Here is a 14,247-nt window from a genome sequence, read left to right as displayed (position 1 = left end):
CACCCGCCTCACTTCGCTTCCGTTAGTCGGATAAACCCCATCGTCCCTTCTTCGCCGGAAGCTCCAGAGCGCCTTCGCCCCCGAACCCGGTCGAATGTAGCGCGTTGTGAAATCTGGAGGCGGTTCTTCCTCGACCCTGGGCAGGCGTGTCCCTGTCCAGGCATCGCCCGCAGCGGACAAGAGCAGTTCTGAACGCAGCCTTCGCAGCACTCAAACAGTGCGAGCGTTCGATGAGAAGCGGAGTTACTCGACCATGACAGATCCACTTCACCAGCGCACGTTCAGCTCGCCTCGTCAGACAACGCGCTATATCGAGTGCGGGCCGACCGACGGACCGTTGATGATCTTCGTCCATGGCTGGCCGAGCATCAGTTTGATGTGGCGCGCTCAGATGGACGCGTTTGCCGCCGACGGTTGGCACTGCGTCGCTCCCGATCTGCGCGGCTACGGCGGCTCTTCGACGCCCGCAGCCAACGACGCCTATACCATCGAGGAAATCGTGACGGACATGGCCGAACTCCATGATCACCTGGGCGGCAAGCCTGCGATCTGGGTTGGCCACGACTGGGGCTGTGTTGTGGTCGGTGAGTTGGTCGCGCATCAGCCAAAGCGCAGCCGCGGAGTCGTGCTGACCTCGCTGGCATATCAACCCGACGGGCACGCCCTGCGCACAGTCGTCCCGCTGGTCGACCGGACGATCTATCCGGTTGACCAATATCCCGACGGCCAATGGGATTACTACCGTTACTACACCACGCACTTCGAGGCGGCAGTCGCCGACCTCGATGCAGACTTGGCCGCATCGTTGGCGTCGATCTTTCGGCCAGGCGACCCCGCCGGCATCGGCAAGGTTTCGCCGAATGCGATGGTCACGCGCAATGGAGGGCGCTTTGGCGCCGCGCACCGCGCTCCGCCGACTGAGCCCGATCCCGCTCTCTGGCCGCCGGCGGACTTCGACGTGCTGGTGCAGTCGTTCAAGGCTCATGGATTCCGCCCGTGCTGCGCTTGGTACCTGAACGACGACGCCAACATCGTCTATGCGCGCAAAGCACCCAATGGTGGCCGCCTGTCGCAGCCGGTGCTGTTCGTCAACGGCGACTTTGATCAGATCTGCAGCATCACCGGAAATCGCCAAGGTGACCCGATGCGCGCCGCCTGCCCGGACCTGACCGTGACAAGCATGCCCGCTGGGCACTGGCTGCCGCTGGAGCGCAAGGCAGAACACATCGAGGCCATCCGCACCTGGCTCCAGAGCAAAAAGCTCTGATGCCGCCTCCTCGCGCCGGCACAGAGTCAATCAATCGCCGTCCCCGTAGTCATTCGATAGGTCCTCAGCCTAGATCTTTCAGTTGCCCGCACGACACGGCGAGGAGCCGGCCCGCTCGGGTCGGCTCGACAGCGGTTGACATCCACTGACCGATCAGGCGATGTTACATTATAACATCGCGGGATCAGGGGATAATACCTCGCGATGTGGGGTGACGTTTCCAGATGAAGTGGTTCCGGTCGAATATCAGGCACGGCGCCCGGCTCGCGATCTTCGCGATGCTGGTGCAGTTCGCGCTGACGTTCGGCCACAGCCATTGGTTTGCCCAGGCCGCTCCCCTCGCCCAGCCCTCGCTGCAGCAGACCGACAGCAACCAAGGTCTCGCTGCGATCGACCGCGCTGCGGTCGAAAGGCAATCGCCGTTGGCTCCCGACCGGGAGCACCCGGGCGAGGACAATTGCGCGATCTGCGCATTGGTCGCGATGGCTGGCACCGTCATGTTCGCGGCGCCGCCTGTGTTGTTGCTGCCGCAGGCGATCGACCTGCTCTTCCGCACCACCGACGCCGAATTCGTCCATTTGAAATCGGCCGGCACGGCGTTCCAGCCGCGCGCCCCTCCCGCGTCCTGACTCCAGCTTGATCACGCCCGGACTCGCCGCTTTCAGGCGCATGCCCGGGAGAAGTTGAAGTCGAATTCCGTCGCCCAGCGACGGCAGGCCGCCTCCGATCAGCAGACCATCATGCGGACGGCGCCTGACTGGAATCAGGACCATGTCATTCAAATTGCGGCGCGCGAAGCGCCTTGGCGGAGCAAGCCTGCTCCTGCTCGGCGCGGCCACCTCGGCGCTGGCCGAGGATAAATCATCGACCGAGATCCCCGCCGTCACCGTGACGGCCCCTAGCCCGATCGTGCGCAGGGCGGTGGTGCCGACCCGCAACCCGGGCCGCCCCACGCGAACCGCGCGGGCACGCAGCCACGAACGCACGGCGGACGCCACGCCGGCAACCTCCACGCCGGCCGCACCTCAGCAGGGCGTGCTGCCCATCGTGACCAACCAGTTCGCGACCGTCACGGTGGTGCCGAACGAGGAGATCCGCCGCGAGGGCGGCGGACAGCTCGGCGATCTCCTGTTCTCGAAACCCGGCATCACCGGCTCGAGCTTCGCGCCCGGCGCCTCCAGCCGGCCGATCATCCGGGGACTCGACGTCAACCGCGTCGGCATCGTCGAGAACGGCACCAATGCCGGCGGCGCCTCCGATCTCGGCGAGGACCACTTCGTCCCGATCGATCCGCTCGCGACCAACCAGGTCGAGGTGGTGCGCGGACCGGCTGCGCTGCGCTATGGCTCGACCTCGATCGGCGGCGTCGTCAGCGCCACCAACAACCGGATTCCGGATGCGCTGCCGAACTGCGCTCCGTCGTTCCAGACCTACGGCATGTCCACCAAGGCGCCGCTCGCGAGCGCCGCGACGTCGCCTTGCGTCACCGCCGAGACGCGCAGCGCGTTCAGCTCGGTCGACCGCGGCGTCGAGAGCGGCGTGCTGCTCGACACTGGCGGCGGCAATTTTGCCTTCCATGCCGACGTCTACGGGCGCAACACCACCGACTACAGCATTCCGAGCTACCCGTATCTCACCGACCAGACCCGGTCCGTCGCCAACGGACGCCAGCCCAACTCGGCGACGCGCTCGGACGGCGCCTCGATCGGCGGCTCCTACTTCTTCCAGGGCGGCTATATCGGTGCGGCGATCACCCAGAACGACGCGCTCTACCACATCCCCGGGATCGACGGCGCCGACCACAACACGCGCATCGACGGCCATCAGACCAAGATCAACGTCAAGGGCGAGTACCATCCCGACGCTACGGCGATCGATGTCGTTCGCTTCTGGGCCGGTGCGACCGACTATCGGCACAACGAGATCGGGCTGGCCGACCCCGCCGATCCCAACACCGACGGCGTGCGGCAGACTTTCACCAACAAGGAGCAGGAGATCCGCACCGAGGTGCAGCTGATGCCGTTCAACGCGCGCTTCGCCGAGGTGACGACGGCGCTGGGCTTCCAGGCCGGTCATCAGGAATTGAGCGCGCCGAGCCCGGACAATCCGGGCACGCTGTTCAACGGCCTGTGGGACCCGAACAACAGCACGCGCGTTGCCGGTTACGCCTTCAACGAGTTCAAGTTCACGGACGCGACGCGGGCGCAGATCGCCGGCCGGATCGAGCATGTCGAGCTGCACGGCACGACGCCGGATTTTCCCGCGGACTTCCTGCCCGACGGCACGCCGCAGGCGGGTATCGGCCGCAATCCGTCCTTCACGCCGAAGAGCGGCAGCATCGGCCTGTTGCAGGACCTGCCGGGCGGCATGGTCGGCAGCATCACCGCGCAATATGTCGAGCGCGCGCCGAAGGCGGCCGAGCTGTTCTCGCGCGGCGCGCATGATGCGACCGCGACCTTCGACATCGGCAACCCCAATCTCGGCATCGAGACCGCGAAGTCCGTGGAGGCCGGCCTGCGCAAGGCGACGGGGCCGTTCCGGTTCGAAGCGACCGTCTACTACACGCACTTCAACAACTTCATCTATCGCCGTCTCACCGGCGTGATGTGCGACGACGACTTTGCCTCGTGCGGCACACCCGGCGCCGAGGTGAACCAGGCGGTCTATTCGCAGCGCGACGGGAACTTCCGCGGCGGCGAATTCCAGTCGCAACTCGACGTCGGTGCATTCCAGGGCGGCATCTGGGGCATCGAGAATCAGTTCGACGTGGTCCGCGCCACCTTCACCGACGGCACCAACGTGCCGCGCATTCCGCCGGTGAGACTGGGCGGCGGCGTGTTCTGGCGCGACGACAACTGGCTGATGCGCGTCAATCTGTTGCACGCCTTCGCGCAGAACAACGTCGCGGTGATCGCGGAGACGCCGACGCCGGGCTACAATTTGCTGAAGGCCGAGGTCAGCTACAAGACCAAGCTCAACCCGAATGCATTCGGCGCGCGCGAGATGCTGCTCGGTCTCGTCGGCAACAATCTGTTGAACGAGAACATCCGCAACTCGGTGTCCTACACCAAGGACGAGGTGCTGATGCCCGGCATCGGCGTGCGGGCGTTCGCGAACTTCAAGTTCTGAAAGCGCGATAGCTAGCCGACTTCATCACGCTTTGGCTAAAGCGGCTGTTTCAGGGGCGTCCTCTGTCGCCTCCTGAAACAGCACGGCGAAAAGCAGGGTCCACAATGTCAGGAGAGAAATGGGGATCGTGTAGTATGGCGTCGCGATCGGATAGGTGAAGAAGAAGGCGAGGTTGAGCGCCAGATTGGCGATCGTGAGCAGCGCGACGCGGCGAATGCCGTTCGCCTGCCGCAACAGCCAGATCGAGCCTGCAATTCCGGTGACGATCAGCAACGTCTGGAGCGGGTCGGCGAGGTAATCCCGGACGACCGCAAACGAGAAATCCAGCGGCCTGACATCGGGGTTGTTGCCGTAGGTCGACGCAAAAGGACTGCCGGCGTTGACGGCGTAAGAGATGATGGTCGGGATCACGCCGGCCAGCAACGCGACGCCGAACAAGGCCCCCTGCAAGAACCGGGACAATTTCCGATCCGCCAGGAAGGCGACGAGGAGAAACACGCCATAGCCGGACGCCAGGAAGAGGTTGGCCAATCGAAAATCGACGGTTAACCCGAGCAAGAAACCGATGGGCGCCAGCAGCCAGATATTAGGTTGAGATCGCGGGCCCGCCAGCCATCGCGCCGTGAGACATCCTGCGAGGGCACACACGACGACGGTCGGGGCCATCGAATAGCTCGCCTTGACCGGATTGACCATCAGGTAGATCGCAAGACAGCCGAACGCCCCGGCCATCAGGACCGACCTCATGCTGCGCGCGAGAGACAGCGCAAACAGCGCAAGGCCGAGGACGACAATGGTCGCCAGCATGTACATGGGCACGACCTGGTGACCCGGCGGGAACAACGCCAATACGAGGCCGACACCCGGCGGGTATTGAATGACGACCTTCCCGGTGGCCGGCATCAGATTGTGACAGGGCGCAGCGGTCGTATCGTTCCAGTCGGGGTAGCCGATCTCTTTCAGCTTTGCTCTCTGATAGCCATCGTCCTCGCGGGCGAGGTTGGTGTCGAATCCCTCCACCAACCCGAACCTCTGGAACAGATGCGCCTGCCTGAGGTAGCAGATGTCGTCATAGACGCCGCGCGCCTCGCTCCATCGCATCATGGTCCAGAAATGGCCGACCAGCACCGCGAGAAACAACACGGCGAAGACGACTTTGCTGGTGTGGATTTTGTTCATCGGGATCATGCTGCGGCGGGAGGCGGCTGCTTTAGCGGAATGCGAGATAGAGATTGGACGATAGCGGGCCGAGCGACAAACCGGTGTAGCCCACAGCCGCGGACTTAGGGGTGGAGGACTTGGCACTCGCAGATTTGGCAACCAGCGCGGCGAGCTCCAGCAGCCGTTTTCGCGTCATCAGAATCAGGTTTTGCTCGTCGGTCCATTCCGACTTGCCGGCGATCCTGCAGACGATCCTGAAGGTGCCGTCGAGATAATGCGCCAGCGGGATGGCCGTGTGGTGCTCGACCGGAAAGAACCTGTTGGGGACCGTGATGAACACCCGCCGCGCGACGCGGCAAAGCTCCGCGACCAGCAGCACCTGATTTTCATGGCTTCCGGCATGTTCGAGCACGGCATTGGATGTCGCGACATCGAACGCATTGTCGTCGAACGGTAGCCGTTTATTCGGTTCGATCTGCACGTAACGGCAAAGTGGAAAAGCCGCCTTGAACCCTAATCCTTCGCCGAGGCCGCAGGCCGTGATCTTGTGCTGATGCGGGTAGCTTCGCTCCAGCACGTTGGCGCCATCGTTGATCACGTCGGACACGCCGACATCCAGGATCTCGTCCGCCGCGGACGGCTGCATCTGGGCGATGAAATCCTGGAAGATGCGGTCGCGCGCCGCGATCAGCAGCTTTTCCGCCGTGCTCCCGGACGCCACTTCCCGGTAATATTGCTGATCGACCGGCACTGCCCTACCTTCATGTGAGCTTCGAAGCGATGGCGCGTCAGGTTCGCGTCATGCTCCAGTCGGGGCTGACCGGACCCGATACGCCTTCGAACGCGCCCTCGACCAGCTCGATGACGAGGAGCCGGCTGTAATCGACCGGGCCCGGCATGGTGACGCGTCCCTTGGCGACCTGCTTGAAGCCGACGCGGCTGTAATAGGGCTCGTCGCCGACCAGCAGCACGATGGCGTGGCCCTGCGCCTTGGCATCCTTCAGCGCGCGCTCGAGCAGCAGCCGGCCGACGCCGCGGCTGCGGAACGGAGGCTCGACCGTCAGGGGCCCGAGCAGCAGTGCCGGCGTGTCGCCGACGCAGATCGGCAATTGCCGGACGGATCCGATCAGCAACGTACCGACGTGGGCGGTGAAGGAGAGATCGAGCACATGATCCACGTGCTCGCGGATGCGGTACGCGCTGAGCACGAAACGGCCGGGTCCGAAGGTACGTTCGTGCAGCCGCTCGATTGCCTGAGCATCGCCGGCGGCTTCCGACCGGATGGTGAGGGAGAGATCGTTCATCGCGTCGGCGGAATATCACCTTGGAGGGCAGCGGTCCATGGGATTGCGCCCGGCCCCGGGGGCAATTTCAGGGCCTCCCGAGCGGCGGCTGGGACAGGTAGGCGAGCATCTTCATTTCCCGCCGGCCGCGCGTCACGGTGTCGAGCACGAGCCCCGACGAAGCCGAAAGCAGCGCCATGATCATCAGCCCCATGGAGAGCACGGCGGTCGGCAGGCGCGGGACGAGGCCGGTCTCGAGGAAGGTGATCACCACGGGCAATCCGAAAGCGATCGACAGCAGCGCGAGGACGATGCCGATCGCCGAAAAGAAGCGCAGCGGCCGCTCCGACCGGTTGAGCTTCAACATCGTGTTGAAGATGCGCAAGCCGTCCTGCCAGGTGTTGAGCTTGGAGAAGGAGCCTTCCGGGCGCGCGTAATAGGGCGTCTCGACCTCGGCGACCGGCAGCGACAATTCCAGCGCATAGACCGCAAACTCGGTCTCGATCTCGAAACCGCCGGACAGGACCGGGAAGGATTTGACGAAGCGGCGCGAGAACACGCGGTACCCGGACAGGATGTCCTTGAAGGCGTGGCCGAAGGTCGATGCCAGGAAACCGGTGAACAGCCGGTTGCCGATGCGATGACCGCGCCGGTAGGCCGCTTGCGATTGATCGACGCGCAGACCGACAACCATATCCAGATGCTCATCGAGGAGCTGGTCGATCATGCGCGAGGCGCTCAGCGCGTCGTAGGTCGCGTCGCCATCGACGAGCACGTAGATGTCGGCCTCGATGTCGGCGAACATGCGGCGCACGACGTGGCCTTTGCCCTGGCGCCGTTCGCTGCGCACGATCGCTCCGGCCTCGCGCGCGACCGCCGCGGTGCGGTCGGTCGAATTGTTGTCGTAGACGTAGACCTCGGCCGCAGGCAGTGCCTTGCGGAAATCGGCGACGACCGTCGCGACGGCGGCTTCCTCATTGTAGCAGGGCACCAGCACGGCGACCCGAAACGGCCATGACCTCGTCGATTCAGACAACCTTCATCCCTCGTCCATGCGCCGACACCGCAGGTCCGGCGATTTACTAGCACAGGCAGCCATCATCGCCACGTCGCAATCCGCGGCCTGTCGTGCAGGACTTCCGCGATCCGCAGCCGCGTGCCCGGCGTGGTCCCCTCGGGCAGCGCGGTGACCGCGAAGAATCCGCACTCGGCGATCTCGCGGTTGGGCGCGGGCAGACGATCCTGCTTGAACTGCCTGACGACGTAGACCGCGACGTGGTCGCGGCGGGAGACGTGGCTGTTGAGAAAGATGCCGTGCAGCACGGCCTCGCCGGTCAGATCGATATCGCCCTCCTCCTTGAGCTCGCGCCGCAGCGCCTGCTCCATGGTCTCGCCGAGATCGACGCCGCCTCCCGGCAGATACCAGCCGGTGACGTAGCTGTGCCTGACCAGGAACACCCGGGTGTCGGCATCCAGCACCACGGCGCGGACGCCGAGCGTCATGCCGCGGACCAGCAGGAAATAGGCGTGGAAGATTCGCCGCAGCAGCGGCTCGAATCTCCGTCGGACGCTGTTCAGACGTTCTCCCATCGGGCTCCCTCGATGCCCCGCTTGCACCTGGCCTGCGACCTTGCCATTACAGCGGGCGAATAGCGAGGCAATCGCCCCCCATGGCCCCCTTCACGCTCGCCCATCTGTCCGACCCGCATCTGCCGCCGCTGCCGAAGCCGCGGTTGATCGAGCTCGCCGGCAAGCGCGCGCTCGGCTATGTCAACTGGACGCGCAACCGTCACAAGTATCAGCGCCGCGAGGTGCTCGACGCACTCGTCGCCGACGTGAAGGCGCAAGGTCCCGACCACATCGCGGTCACCGGCGATCTCGTCAATCTGGCGCTGGAGGCGGAGTTCGCGCCGGCGCGCGCCTGGCTCGACGGCGTCGGTCCGCCCGACCGCGTCACCACCATTCCCGGCAATCACGACGCCTATGTCCGCGCCACCTCTCATCGCTTCGGCGAAACCTTCGCGCCCTATCTTGCGGGCGACGACGGCCGTATCGGCTTTCCGAGCCTGCGCCGGCGCGGGCCGCTCGCGCTGATCAGCCTGTCCACTGCGGTGCCCACCTTGCCGTTGATGGCGACAGGCACGCTCGGAGGCGATCAACTCGCGTCGCTCGAAGAGGTGCTCGAGCGGCTCGCAGCCGAGGACGTCTTTCGCGTGCTGTTGGTGCACCATCCACTGAAGTCCGGCGCGCGCCACAAGCGGATGACTGACTCCGCCGGGCTGCTGACGCTTTTGAAACGCCACGGCGTCGAGCTGATACTGCACGGGCACGACCACATTCATTCGACGATGTGGTTCGAGGGACCCAACGGCAACATTCCCGCAATCGGCGTGCCCTCGGCCTCCGCGCTCGCGCACGGACGCACCCCGGCTGCGGCCTACAATCTGTTCACGATCGAGAAGGACAACACCGGCTGGCGTTGCGAGCAGACGGTGCGGAGCCTGGGGGCTGGATTTCAGATCGGGCAGATCAAGCTTGTCAGATTGATCTGAGGTCGTCGCCGTCATTGCGGAATGATCCGTAGCCCGGATGGAGCGCAGCGTAATCCGGGGCGGTGCATCTGTAGCGATAAGTTTCCCGGATTGCGCTTCGCTGCATCCGGGCTACGAGAGACGCCTCACCAGCTCCGCAGGGCCGCGAGCACGGCAACGCCGAACAGCGCGGCGGCGCCGAGCACAAATCCGAACACGAACGGCCAGAGGCGCGAGCGGCGCCGCGGCGGCGCGGCCTCGGGCTTCGGCTCGGGCGGGACCACCATCGCATGCTCTCGCTCGATCATGCGGCGCGCGACGTAATCGGTCACGGCCTCGACGATAACAGACGTGTCGTGCGATTCGGCGAGCACGATGCGGCCGAAGCGGGTGTCCTGCACGAAGCGGTACATCCGCTTGTCGCGCCCCATCAAGATGTGCGCGACGACGTCGATCCAGAGCCTGGGCGTATCGCCCTGGCTGATGCCGCGGTCGAACAGGTCGATCTTGTCAGGCACCTGCGCGAACAGGGGATCGAGCGAATCGTTGAGGATCTCGAGCCGCGCCACCTCGGCATCGCGCAAATCGACGACGACGCCGGTCCGGTCGGCGGCCTCGATTCGCGCCTGCAACAGCGCATCGCGCAGCCGCACCGGGCGCGGCTGGCTGGGATGGATCCCGCTGGTCTCGGGCTCTGACATTGGCGGCCTCGTCCTCACTTGGCCGGATTAACCTATCAGCAACCAAAGTGTCCGCAAAGGCCCTACAATTCCAGTTACTTACGGTGCCCACAGGTCGTTCACCTGTGCCAAAAACAGACGATCCCACCCGGCTTGCGCCGGATGGGACCCTCCGTCCTTGGACGTCTTCTTATTCAGATTGTCATGTTAGTTCAGATTGTCAGGCCGAGACCCGCGACGGCTCTTCCACGATCGAGAAGCGGACGCCCGCCTTGTGACGGTTCTCTTCCGAGACCGAGCGCCAGGCGTCCTCGGCCTCCTTGCGGGTCTTGAACGGACCCTGCACCTGGGCCGAGCCTTCCACCAGCTTGTGGAAGTTCATCGAACCGAACTCGCCGCCGATCACCCAGAAATTGCTGTTGGTCATTGTCAGTCTCCTGTCGATTAGCGTGATGCGTTAGCCGAACTGGTTCATCGTGTTGTGGGCGCCGCCCGCCTTCAGGGCAGCCTCGCGGGCGAAGTATTCCTTGTGGTCGTCGCCGATGTCGGAGCCGGCCATGTTCTGATGCTTGGCGCAGGCGATACCCTGACGGATCTCGGCGCGCTGGACGTTCTTGACGTAGCCGAGCATGCCCTGGTCGCCGAAATATTCCTTCGCCAGATTGTCGGTCGAGAGCGCCGCCGTGTGGTAGGTCGGCAACGTGATCAGGTGGTGGAAGATGCCGGCACGCTTGGCCGAATCCGCCTGGAAGGTACGGATGCGCTCGTCGGCTTCCTTCGCCAGCGGCGTATCGTCGTATTCCACCTTCATCAGCTCGGCGCGATTGTACTTGCTGACGTCCTTACCCGCTTCCTTCATCGCGTCGTAGACCTGCCAACGGAAGTTGAGGGTCCAGTTGAACGAGGGCGAGTTGTTGTAGGCCAGCTTCGCGTTCGGAACCACCTTGCGGATCCGGTCGACCATCTTGGCGATCTGCTCGATATGCGGCTTCTCGGTTTCGATCCAGAGCAGGTCGGCGCCGTTCTGCAGCGAGGTGATGCAGTCCAGCACGCAGCGGTCTTCGCCGGTGCCCGGGCGGAACTGATACAGATTGGAGGGCAGCCGCTTCGGACGCATCATCTTGCCATTGCGGTTGATGATGACGTCGCCGTTGCGGGCGTTCTCCGCGGTCACTTCCTCGCAATCCAGGAAGCTGTTGTAGAGGTCACCGAGGTCGCCGGGCTTGTGGCTGACTGCGATCTGCTGGGTCAGGCCGGCACCGAGCGAGTCGGTGCGGGTCACGATGATGCCGTCTTCGACGCCGAGTTCAAGGAAGGCGTGGCGGCAGGCCCGGATCTTGGCCAGGAACACCTCGTGCGGCACGGTGACCTTCCCGTCCTGGTGGCCGCACTGCTTCTCGTCCGAGACCTGGTTCTCGATCTGGAGCGCGCAGGCACCCGCCTCGATCATCTTCTTGGCGAGCAGATAGGTCGCCTCCGCATTGCCGAAGCCGGCGTCGATGTCGGCGATAACAGGCACGACATGGGTCTGGAAGTTGTCGATCTTCTCGATCAACTCCTTCTCTCGGGTCTTGTCGCCTTCCTTGCGGGCCTTATCGAGGTTGCGGAAGATATCGTTCAGCTCGCGCGAGTCGGCCTGACGCAGGAAGGTGTAGAGCTCTTCGATCAGCGCCGGCACCGAGGTCTTCTCGTGCATCGACTGGTCCGGCAGCGGGCCGAACTCGGAGCGCAGCGCCGCGATCATCCAGCCGGACAGGTACAAATAGGTGCGATCGGTCTTGCCGAAGTGCTTCTTGACCGAGATCAGCTTCTGCTGGGCGATGAAGCCGTGCCAGCAGCCCAGCGACTGCGTGTACTTGGTGGGATCGCCGTCATAGGCGGCCATGTCGGCTCGCATCAGCGCCGCGGTGTAGCGGGCGACGTCGAGGCCGGTCTTGAAGCGATTCTGCAGGCGCATGCGGGCGACGGCCTCGGCCGACACCCCGTTCCAGGTCGGCTGGGTCTCCAGGAGCGACCGAGCCGCCTCGACCTCATTCTGATACGAGGCGGGGGCCTGGAGGGTGCTGATGCCGCGGGGCTGGTAATTCATGTGCCTGATCCTTTCACCGACGATGGCCACCAGCCATCGACATTCTTGACAATGCATTGCGAGATGCGTGTCAGAAGCTAAACGCGAGAAAGCTCAGCTCGTACAGTAGGCTTGTATTTGAATGGTGATGTCATGTAACATCGGTACTTGTAATAGATGTCACTTTGTAAATCTTGTAAATAGAATAGGTCAGCAATCCTGCCCTTGATGCCTTCTCCGGAGACCTGAGAATGCCCGCCGGTTCCAGTAAGAAGCTCTTCGTCGGCCCGCGCTTCCGGCGGATCCGGCAGCAATTGGGGCTGTCGCAGACCCAGATCGCCGAGGGGCTCGGAATCTCGCCGAGCTATGTCAACCTGATCGAGCGTAACCAGCGTCCGGTGACCGCGCAGATCCTGCTGCGGCTCGCCGAAACCTACGACCTCGACCTGCGCGACCTCGCGACCGCCGACGAGGACCGCTTCTTCGCCGAACTCAACGAGATCTTCTCCGACCCGCTGTTCCGTCAGATCGACGTTCCCAAGCAGGAGTTGCGCGATTTGGCCGAGCTCTGCCCCGGCGTCACCCATGCGCTGCAACGGCTCTATGCCGCCTATACGGAGGCCCGCCAGGGCGAGACGCTGGCCGCGGCACAAATGGCCGACCGCGACGTCGGCACCCGCTATGAGGCCAATCCGGTCGAGCGCGTCCGCGAGCTCATCGAGGCCAACCGCAACTACTTTCCGGAACTCGAGCAGGCCGCGGAGACTTTGCGCGACGAGCTGAACGTGCCGGCCGAAGAGCTTTATGCGGCGCTCGCGGCACGGCTGCGTGAAAAGCATTCGATCCAGACCCGCATCATGCCGGTGGACGTGATGCGCGAGACGCTCCGGCGCTTCGATCGCCACCGGCGCCAGCTCCTGATTTCCGAGCTGGTCGACCCGCCCGGCCGCGCGTTCCAGCTCGCATTCCAGCTCGGCCTGGTTGAATGCGCGCAGCATCTGGAGACCATCATCGGCCGCGCCGGCCCGCTGGACGACACACCGCGCCGCCTGTTCCGCATCACGCTCGGCAACTATTTTGCAGCCGCCGTGATGATGCCCTACCCGGCTTTCCTGGCCGCGGCGGAAGCGTTGAACTACGACATCCATCTGCTGGCGCAGCGCTTCAATTCCGGCTTCGAGCAGGTCTGCCACCGGCTCACCACCCTGCAGCGGCCGAACGCGCGCGGCATCCCGTTCTTCCTGCTTCGTGTCGACAATGCCGGCAACGTCTCGAAGCGATTTTCATCGGGCACGTTCCCGTTCTCGAAATTCGGCGGCACTTGTCCGTTGTGGAACGTGCACTCGACCTTCGACACGCCTGATCGCCTGCTGAAGCAGGTGATCGAGCTCTCCGACGGCACGCGCTATTTCTCGATCGCGCAGATGGTGCGCCGCCCCGTCGCGCCGCACCCGCTGCCGCAGCCGCGCTTCGCCATCGGCCTCGGCTGCGAGATCCGTCACGCCGCGCGCCTCGTCTACGCTGCCGGCATCGATCTGGAGAAAACGGAGGGCACGCCGATCGGCGTCAACTGCCGTCTCTGCGAGCGCGAAAACTGCGCCCAGCGCGCCGAGCCGCCGATCACGCGCACGCTGATCCTGGACGAGACGACGCGGCGGGTGTCGAGCTTTGCATTCTCGAATGCGAGGGAGTTGTGAAGGGGCGCATCTGCGTTCTCGTCATTGCGAGCGAAGCGAAGCAATCCAGACCGTCTCCGCAGTGACAGCCTGGATTGCTTCGTCGCTTCGCTCCTCGCAATGACAAAGGACTTACGCCAGCGTATGCACGATCACCGGCCCGGCGGCGGCGCGGGCGTCGCCTGCAAGCAGCGCGCCCAGATCCTTCTCGATCCAGGCGATCGCACGCCTGTTCGCCTCCTCCGCCTGCTCGAACTTATCGAAGATCGAAATCGCCGTGACCGTGTCGTCGCCGGCATAGACGACGTAATAGGCACGGAAGCCGTCGACGTCGCTGATGATCGGAACGGCGCCTTCCTTGATACGGCGCGCCAGCTCTTCGGCGCTCCCGCTTTTTGCCTTGGCCTGACGGATGGCGGCATACATGGCATCCTCCCTTCCGGCTATCTGGT

The 14,247-nt window shown here is 64.3% G+C and carries 14 protein-coding genes; 5 read left to right on the top strand and 9 right to left on the bottom strand.

Features of this window, described 5'->3' with window-relative positions; translation table 11 throughout:
• Positions 1-253: 253 nt before the first annotated feature.
• From AC0L3J_RS18915 to AC0L3J_RS18905, 3 genes are all read left to right on the top strand, one after another.
• Positions 254-1,267 carry an alpha/beta fold hydrolase gene (locus tag AC0L3J_RS18915; protein WP_473348064.1) on the top strand — a complete coding sequence of 338 codons (1,014 nt, stop codon included), beginning with the start codon at positions 254-256 and terminating at the stop codon, positions 1,265-1,267.
• A gap of 224 nt (positions 1,268-1,491) precedes the next feature.
• Positions 1,492-1,896: a DUF2946 family protein gene (locus AC0L3J_RS18910; RefSeq protein WP_456765619.1), complete on the top strand. Its 405-nt coding sequence runs from the start codon at positions 1,492-1,494 to the stop codon at positions 1,894-1,896.
• 142 nt (positions 1,897-2,038) lie between these two features.
• Positions 2,039-4,396, top strand: coding sequence for a TonB-dependent receptor (locus AC0L3J_RS18905; RefSeq protein ID WP_456765620.1), 2,358 nt, complete (start codon positions 2,039-2,041; stop codon positions 4,394-4,396).
• Between the two features lie 24 nt (positions 4,397-4,420).
• On the opposite strand, the gene AC0L3J_RS18900 is transcribed toward AC0L3J_RS18905, so the two are convergent.
• The 5 genes from AC0L3J_RS18900 to AC0L3J_RS18880 form a co-directional block, all read right to left on the bottom strand.
• On the bottom strand, positions 4,421-5,575 hold the full coding sequence (locus AC0L3J_RS18900) for a hypothetical protein (RefSeq protein ID WP_456765621.1): 1,155 nt from the start codon (positions 5,573-5,575) through the stop codon (positions 4,421-4,423).
• A gap of 31 nt (positions 5,576-5,606) precedes the next feature.
• Complete coding sequence (locus AC0L3J_RS18895; protein ID WP_456765622.1) at positions 5,607-6,308, bottom strand: methyltransferase domain-containing protein; 702 nt, start codon at positions 6,306-6,308, stop codon at positions 5,607-5,609.
• 37 nt (positions 6,309-6,345) lie between these two features.
• Positions 6,346-6,861 carry a GNAT family N-acetyltransferase gene (locus AC0L3J_RS18890; RefSeq protein ID WP_456765623.1) on the bottom strand — a complete coding sequence of 172 codons (516 nt, stop codon included), beginning with the start codon at positions 6,859-6,861 and terminating at the stop codon, positions 6,346-6,348.
• A 67-nt stretch (positions 6,862-6,928) separates the two neighbouring features.
• Positions 6,929-7,876 carry a glycosyltransferase family 2 protein gene (locus AC0L3J_RS18885; protein WP_456765624.1) on the bottom strand — a complete coding sequence of 316 codons (948 nt, stop codon included), beginning with the start codon at positions 7,874-7,876 and terminating at the stop codon, positions 6,929-6,931.
• A gap of 62 nt (positions 7,877-7,938) precedes the next feature.
• Positions 7,939-8,430, bottom strand: coding sequence for an NUDIX domain-containing protein (locus tag AC0L3J_RS18880; protein WP_456765625.1), 492 nt, complete (start codon positions 8,428-8,430; stop codon positions 7,939-7,941).
• Positions 8,431-8,510: 80 nt separating this feature from the next.
• Between AC0L3J_RS18880 and AC0L3J_RS18875 the strand changes: the two genes are divergently transcribed.
• The gene (locus tag AC0L3J_RS18875; RefSeq protein WP_456765626.1) at positions 8,511-9,392 is read left to right on the top strand and encodes a metallophosphoesterase family protein; all 882 of its coding nucleotides are present in this window, start codon (positions 8,511-8,513) and stop codon (positions 9,390-9,392) included.
• A gap of 125 nt (positions 9,393-9,517) precedes the next feature.
• Here the strand turns inward: AC0L3J_RS18875 and AC0L3J_RS18870 are convergent, their stop codons facing one another.
• The 3 genes from AC0L3J_RS18870 to AC0L3J_RS18860 form a co-directional block, all read right to left on the bottom strand.
• Positions 9,518-10,072 carry a hypothetical protein gene (locus AC0L3J_RS18870; protein ID WP_456765627.1) on the bottom strand — a complete coding sequence of 185 codons (555 nt, stop codon included), beginning with the start codon at positions 10,070-10,072 and terminating at the stop codon, positions 9,518-9,520.
• Between the two features lie 199 nt (positions 10,073-10,271).
• Complete coding sequence (locus AC0L3J_RS18865; protein ID WP_007595122.1) at positions 10,272-10,478, bottom strand: DUF4170 domain-containing protein; 207 nt, start codon at positions 10,476-10,478, stop codon at positions 10,272-10,274.
• Between the two features lie 30 nt (positions 10,479-10,508).
• On the bottom strand, positions 10,509-12,140 hold the full coding sequence (locus AC0L3J_RS18860; protein WP_473348063.1) for an isocitrate lyase: 1,632 nt from the start codon (positions 12,138-12,140) through the stop codon (positions 10,509-10,511).
• 230 nt (positions 12,141-12,370) lie between these two features.
• On the opposite strand from AC0L3J_RS18860, the gene AC0L3J_RS18855 reads away from it, so the two are divergent.
• Positions 12,371-13,816 carry a helix-turn-helix domain-containing protein gene (locus AC0L3J_RS18855; RefSeq protein ID WP_275171499.1) on the top strand — a complete coding sequence of 482 codons (1,446 nt, stop codon included), beginning with the start codon at positions 12,371-12,373 and terminating at the stop codon, positions 13,814-13,816.
• Between the two features lie 111 nt (positions 13,817-13,927).
• On the opposite strand, the gene AC0L3J_RS18850 is transcribed toward AC0L3J_RS18855, so the two are convergent.
• The gene (locus tag AC0L3J_RS18850; RefSeq protein WP_007607017.1) at positions 13,928-14,221 is read right to left on the bottom strand and encodes an antibiotic biosynthesis monooxygenase; all 294 of its coding nucleotides are present in this window, start codon (positions 14,219-14,221) and stop codon (positions 13,928-13,930) included.
• Positions 14,222-14,247 lie beyond the last annotated feature (26 nt).

Source organism: Bradyrhizobium sp. Kon37 (assembly GCF_055807535.1).
Note: the sequence above shows the minus strand (reverse complement) of the source record. Positions and strands in the feature narration are given on the sequence as shown.

Coding starts and splice junctions, on each gene's coding strand:
- AC0L3J_RS18915 (WP_473348064.1), top strand. CDS start 254: ATGACAGATCCACTTCACCAGCGCACGTTCAGCTCGCCTCGTCAGACA.
- AC0L3J_RS18910 (WP_456765619.1), top strand. CDS start 1,492: ATGAAGTGGTTCCGGTCGAATATCAGGCACGGCGCCCGGCTCGCGATC.
- AC0L3J_RS18905 (WP_456765620.1), top strand. CDS start 2,039: ATGTCATTCAAATTGCGGCGCGCGAAGCGCCTTGGCGGAGCAAGCCTG.
- AC0L3J_RS18900 (WP_456765621.1), bottom strand. CDS start 5,575: ATGAACAAAATCCACACCAGCAAAGTCGTCTTCGCCGTGTTGTTTCTC.
- AC0L3J_RS18890 (WP_456765623.1), bottom strand. CDS start 6,861: ATGAACGATCTCTCCCTCACCATCCGGTCGGAAGCCGCCGGCGATGCT.
- AC0L3J_RS18880 (WP_456765625.1), bottom strand. CDS start 8,430: ATGGGAGAACGTCTGAACAGCGTCCGACGGAGATTCGAGCCGCTGCTG.
- AC0L3J_RS18875 (WP_456765626.1), top strand. CDS start 8,511: ATGGCCCCCTTCACGCTCGCCCATCTGTCCGACCCGCATCTGCCGCCG.
- AC0L3J_RS18870 (WP_456765627.1), bottom strand. CDS start 10,072: ATGTCAGAGCCCGAGACCAGCGGGATCCATCCCAGCCAGCCGCGCCCG.
- AC0L3J_RS18865 (WP_007595122.1), bottom strand. CDS start 10,478: ATGACCAACAGCAATTTCTGGGTGATCGGCGGCGAGTTCGGTTCGATG.
- AC0L3J_RS18860 (WP_473348063.1), bottom strand. CDS start 12,140: ATGAATTACCAGCCCCGCGGCATCAGCACCCTCCAGGCCCCCGCCTCG.
- AC0L3J_RS18855 (WP_275171499.1), top strand. CDS start 12,371: ATGCCCGCCGGTTCCAGTAAGAAGCTCTTCGTCGGCCCGCGCTTCCGG.
- AC0L3J_RS18850 (WP_007607017.1), bottom strand. CDS start 14,221: ATGTATGCCGCCATCCGTCAGGCCAAGGCAAAAAGCGGGAGCGCCGAA.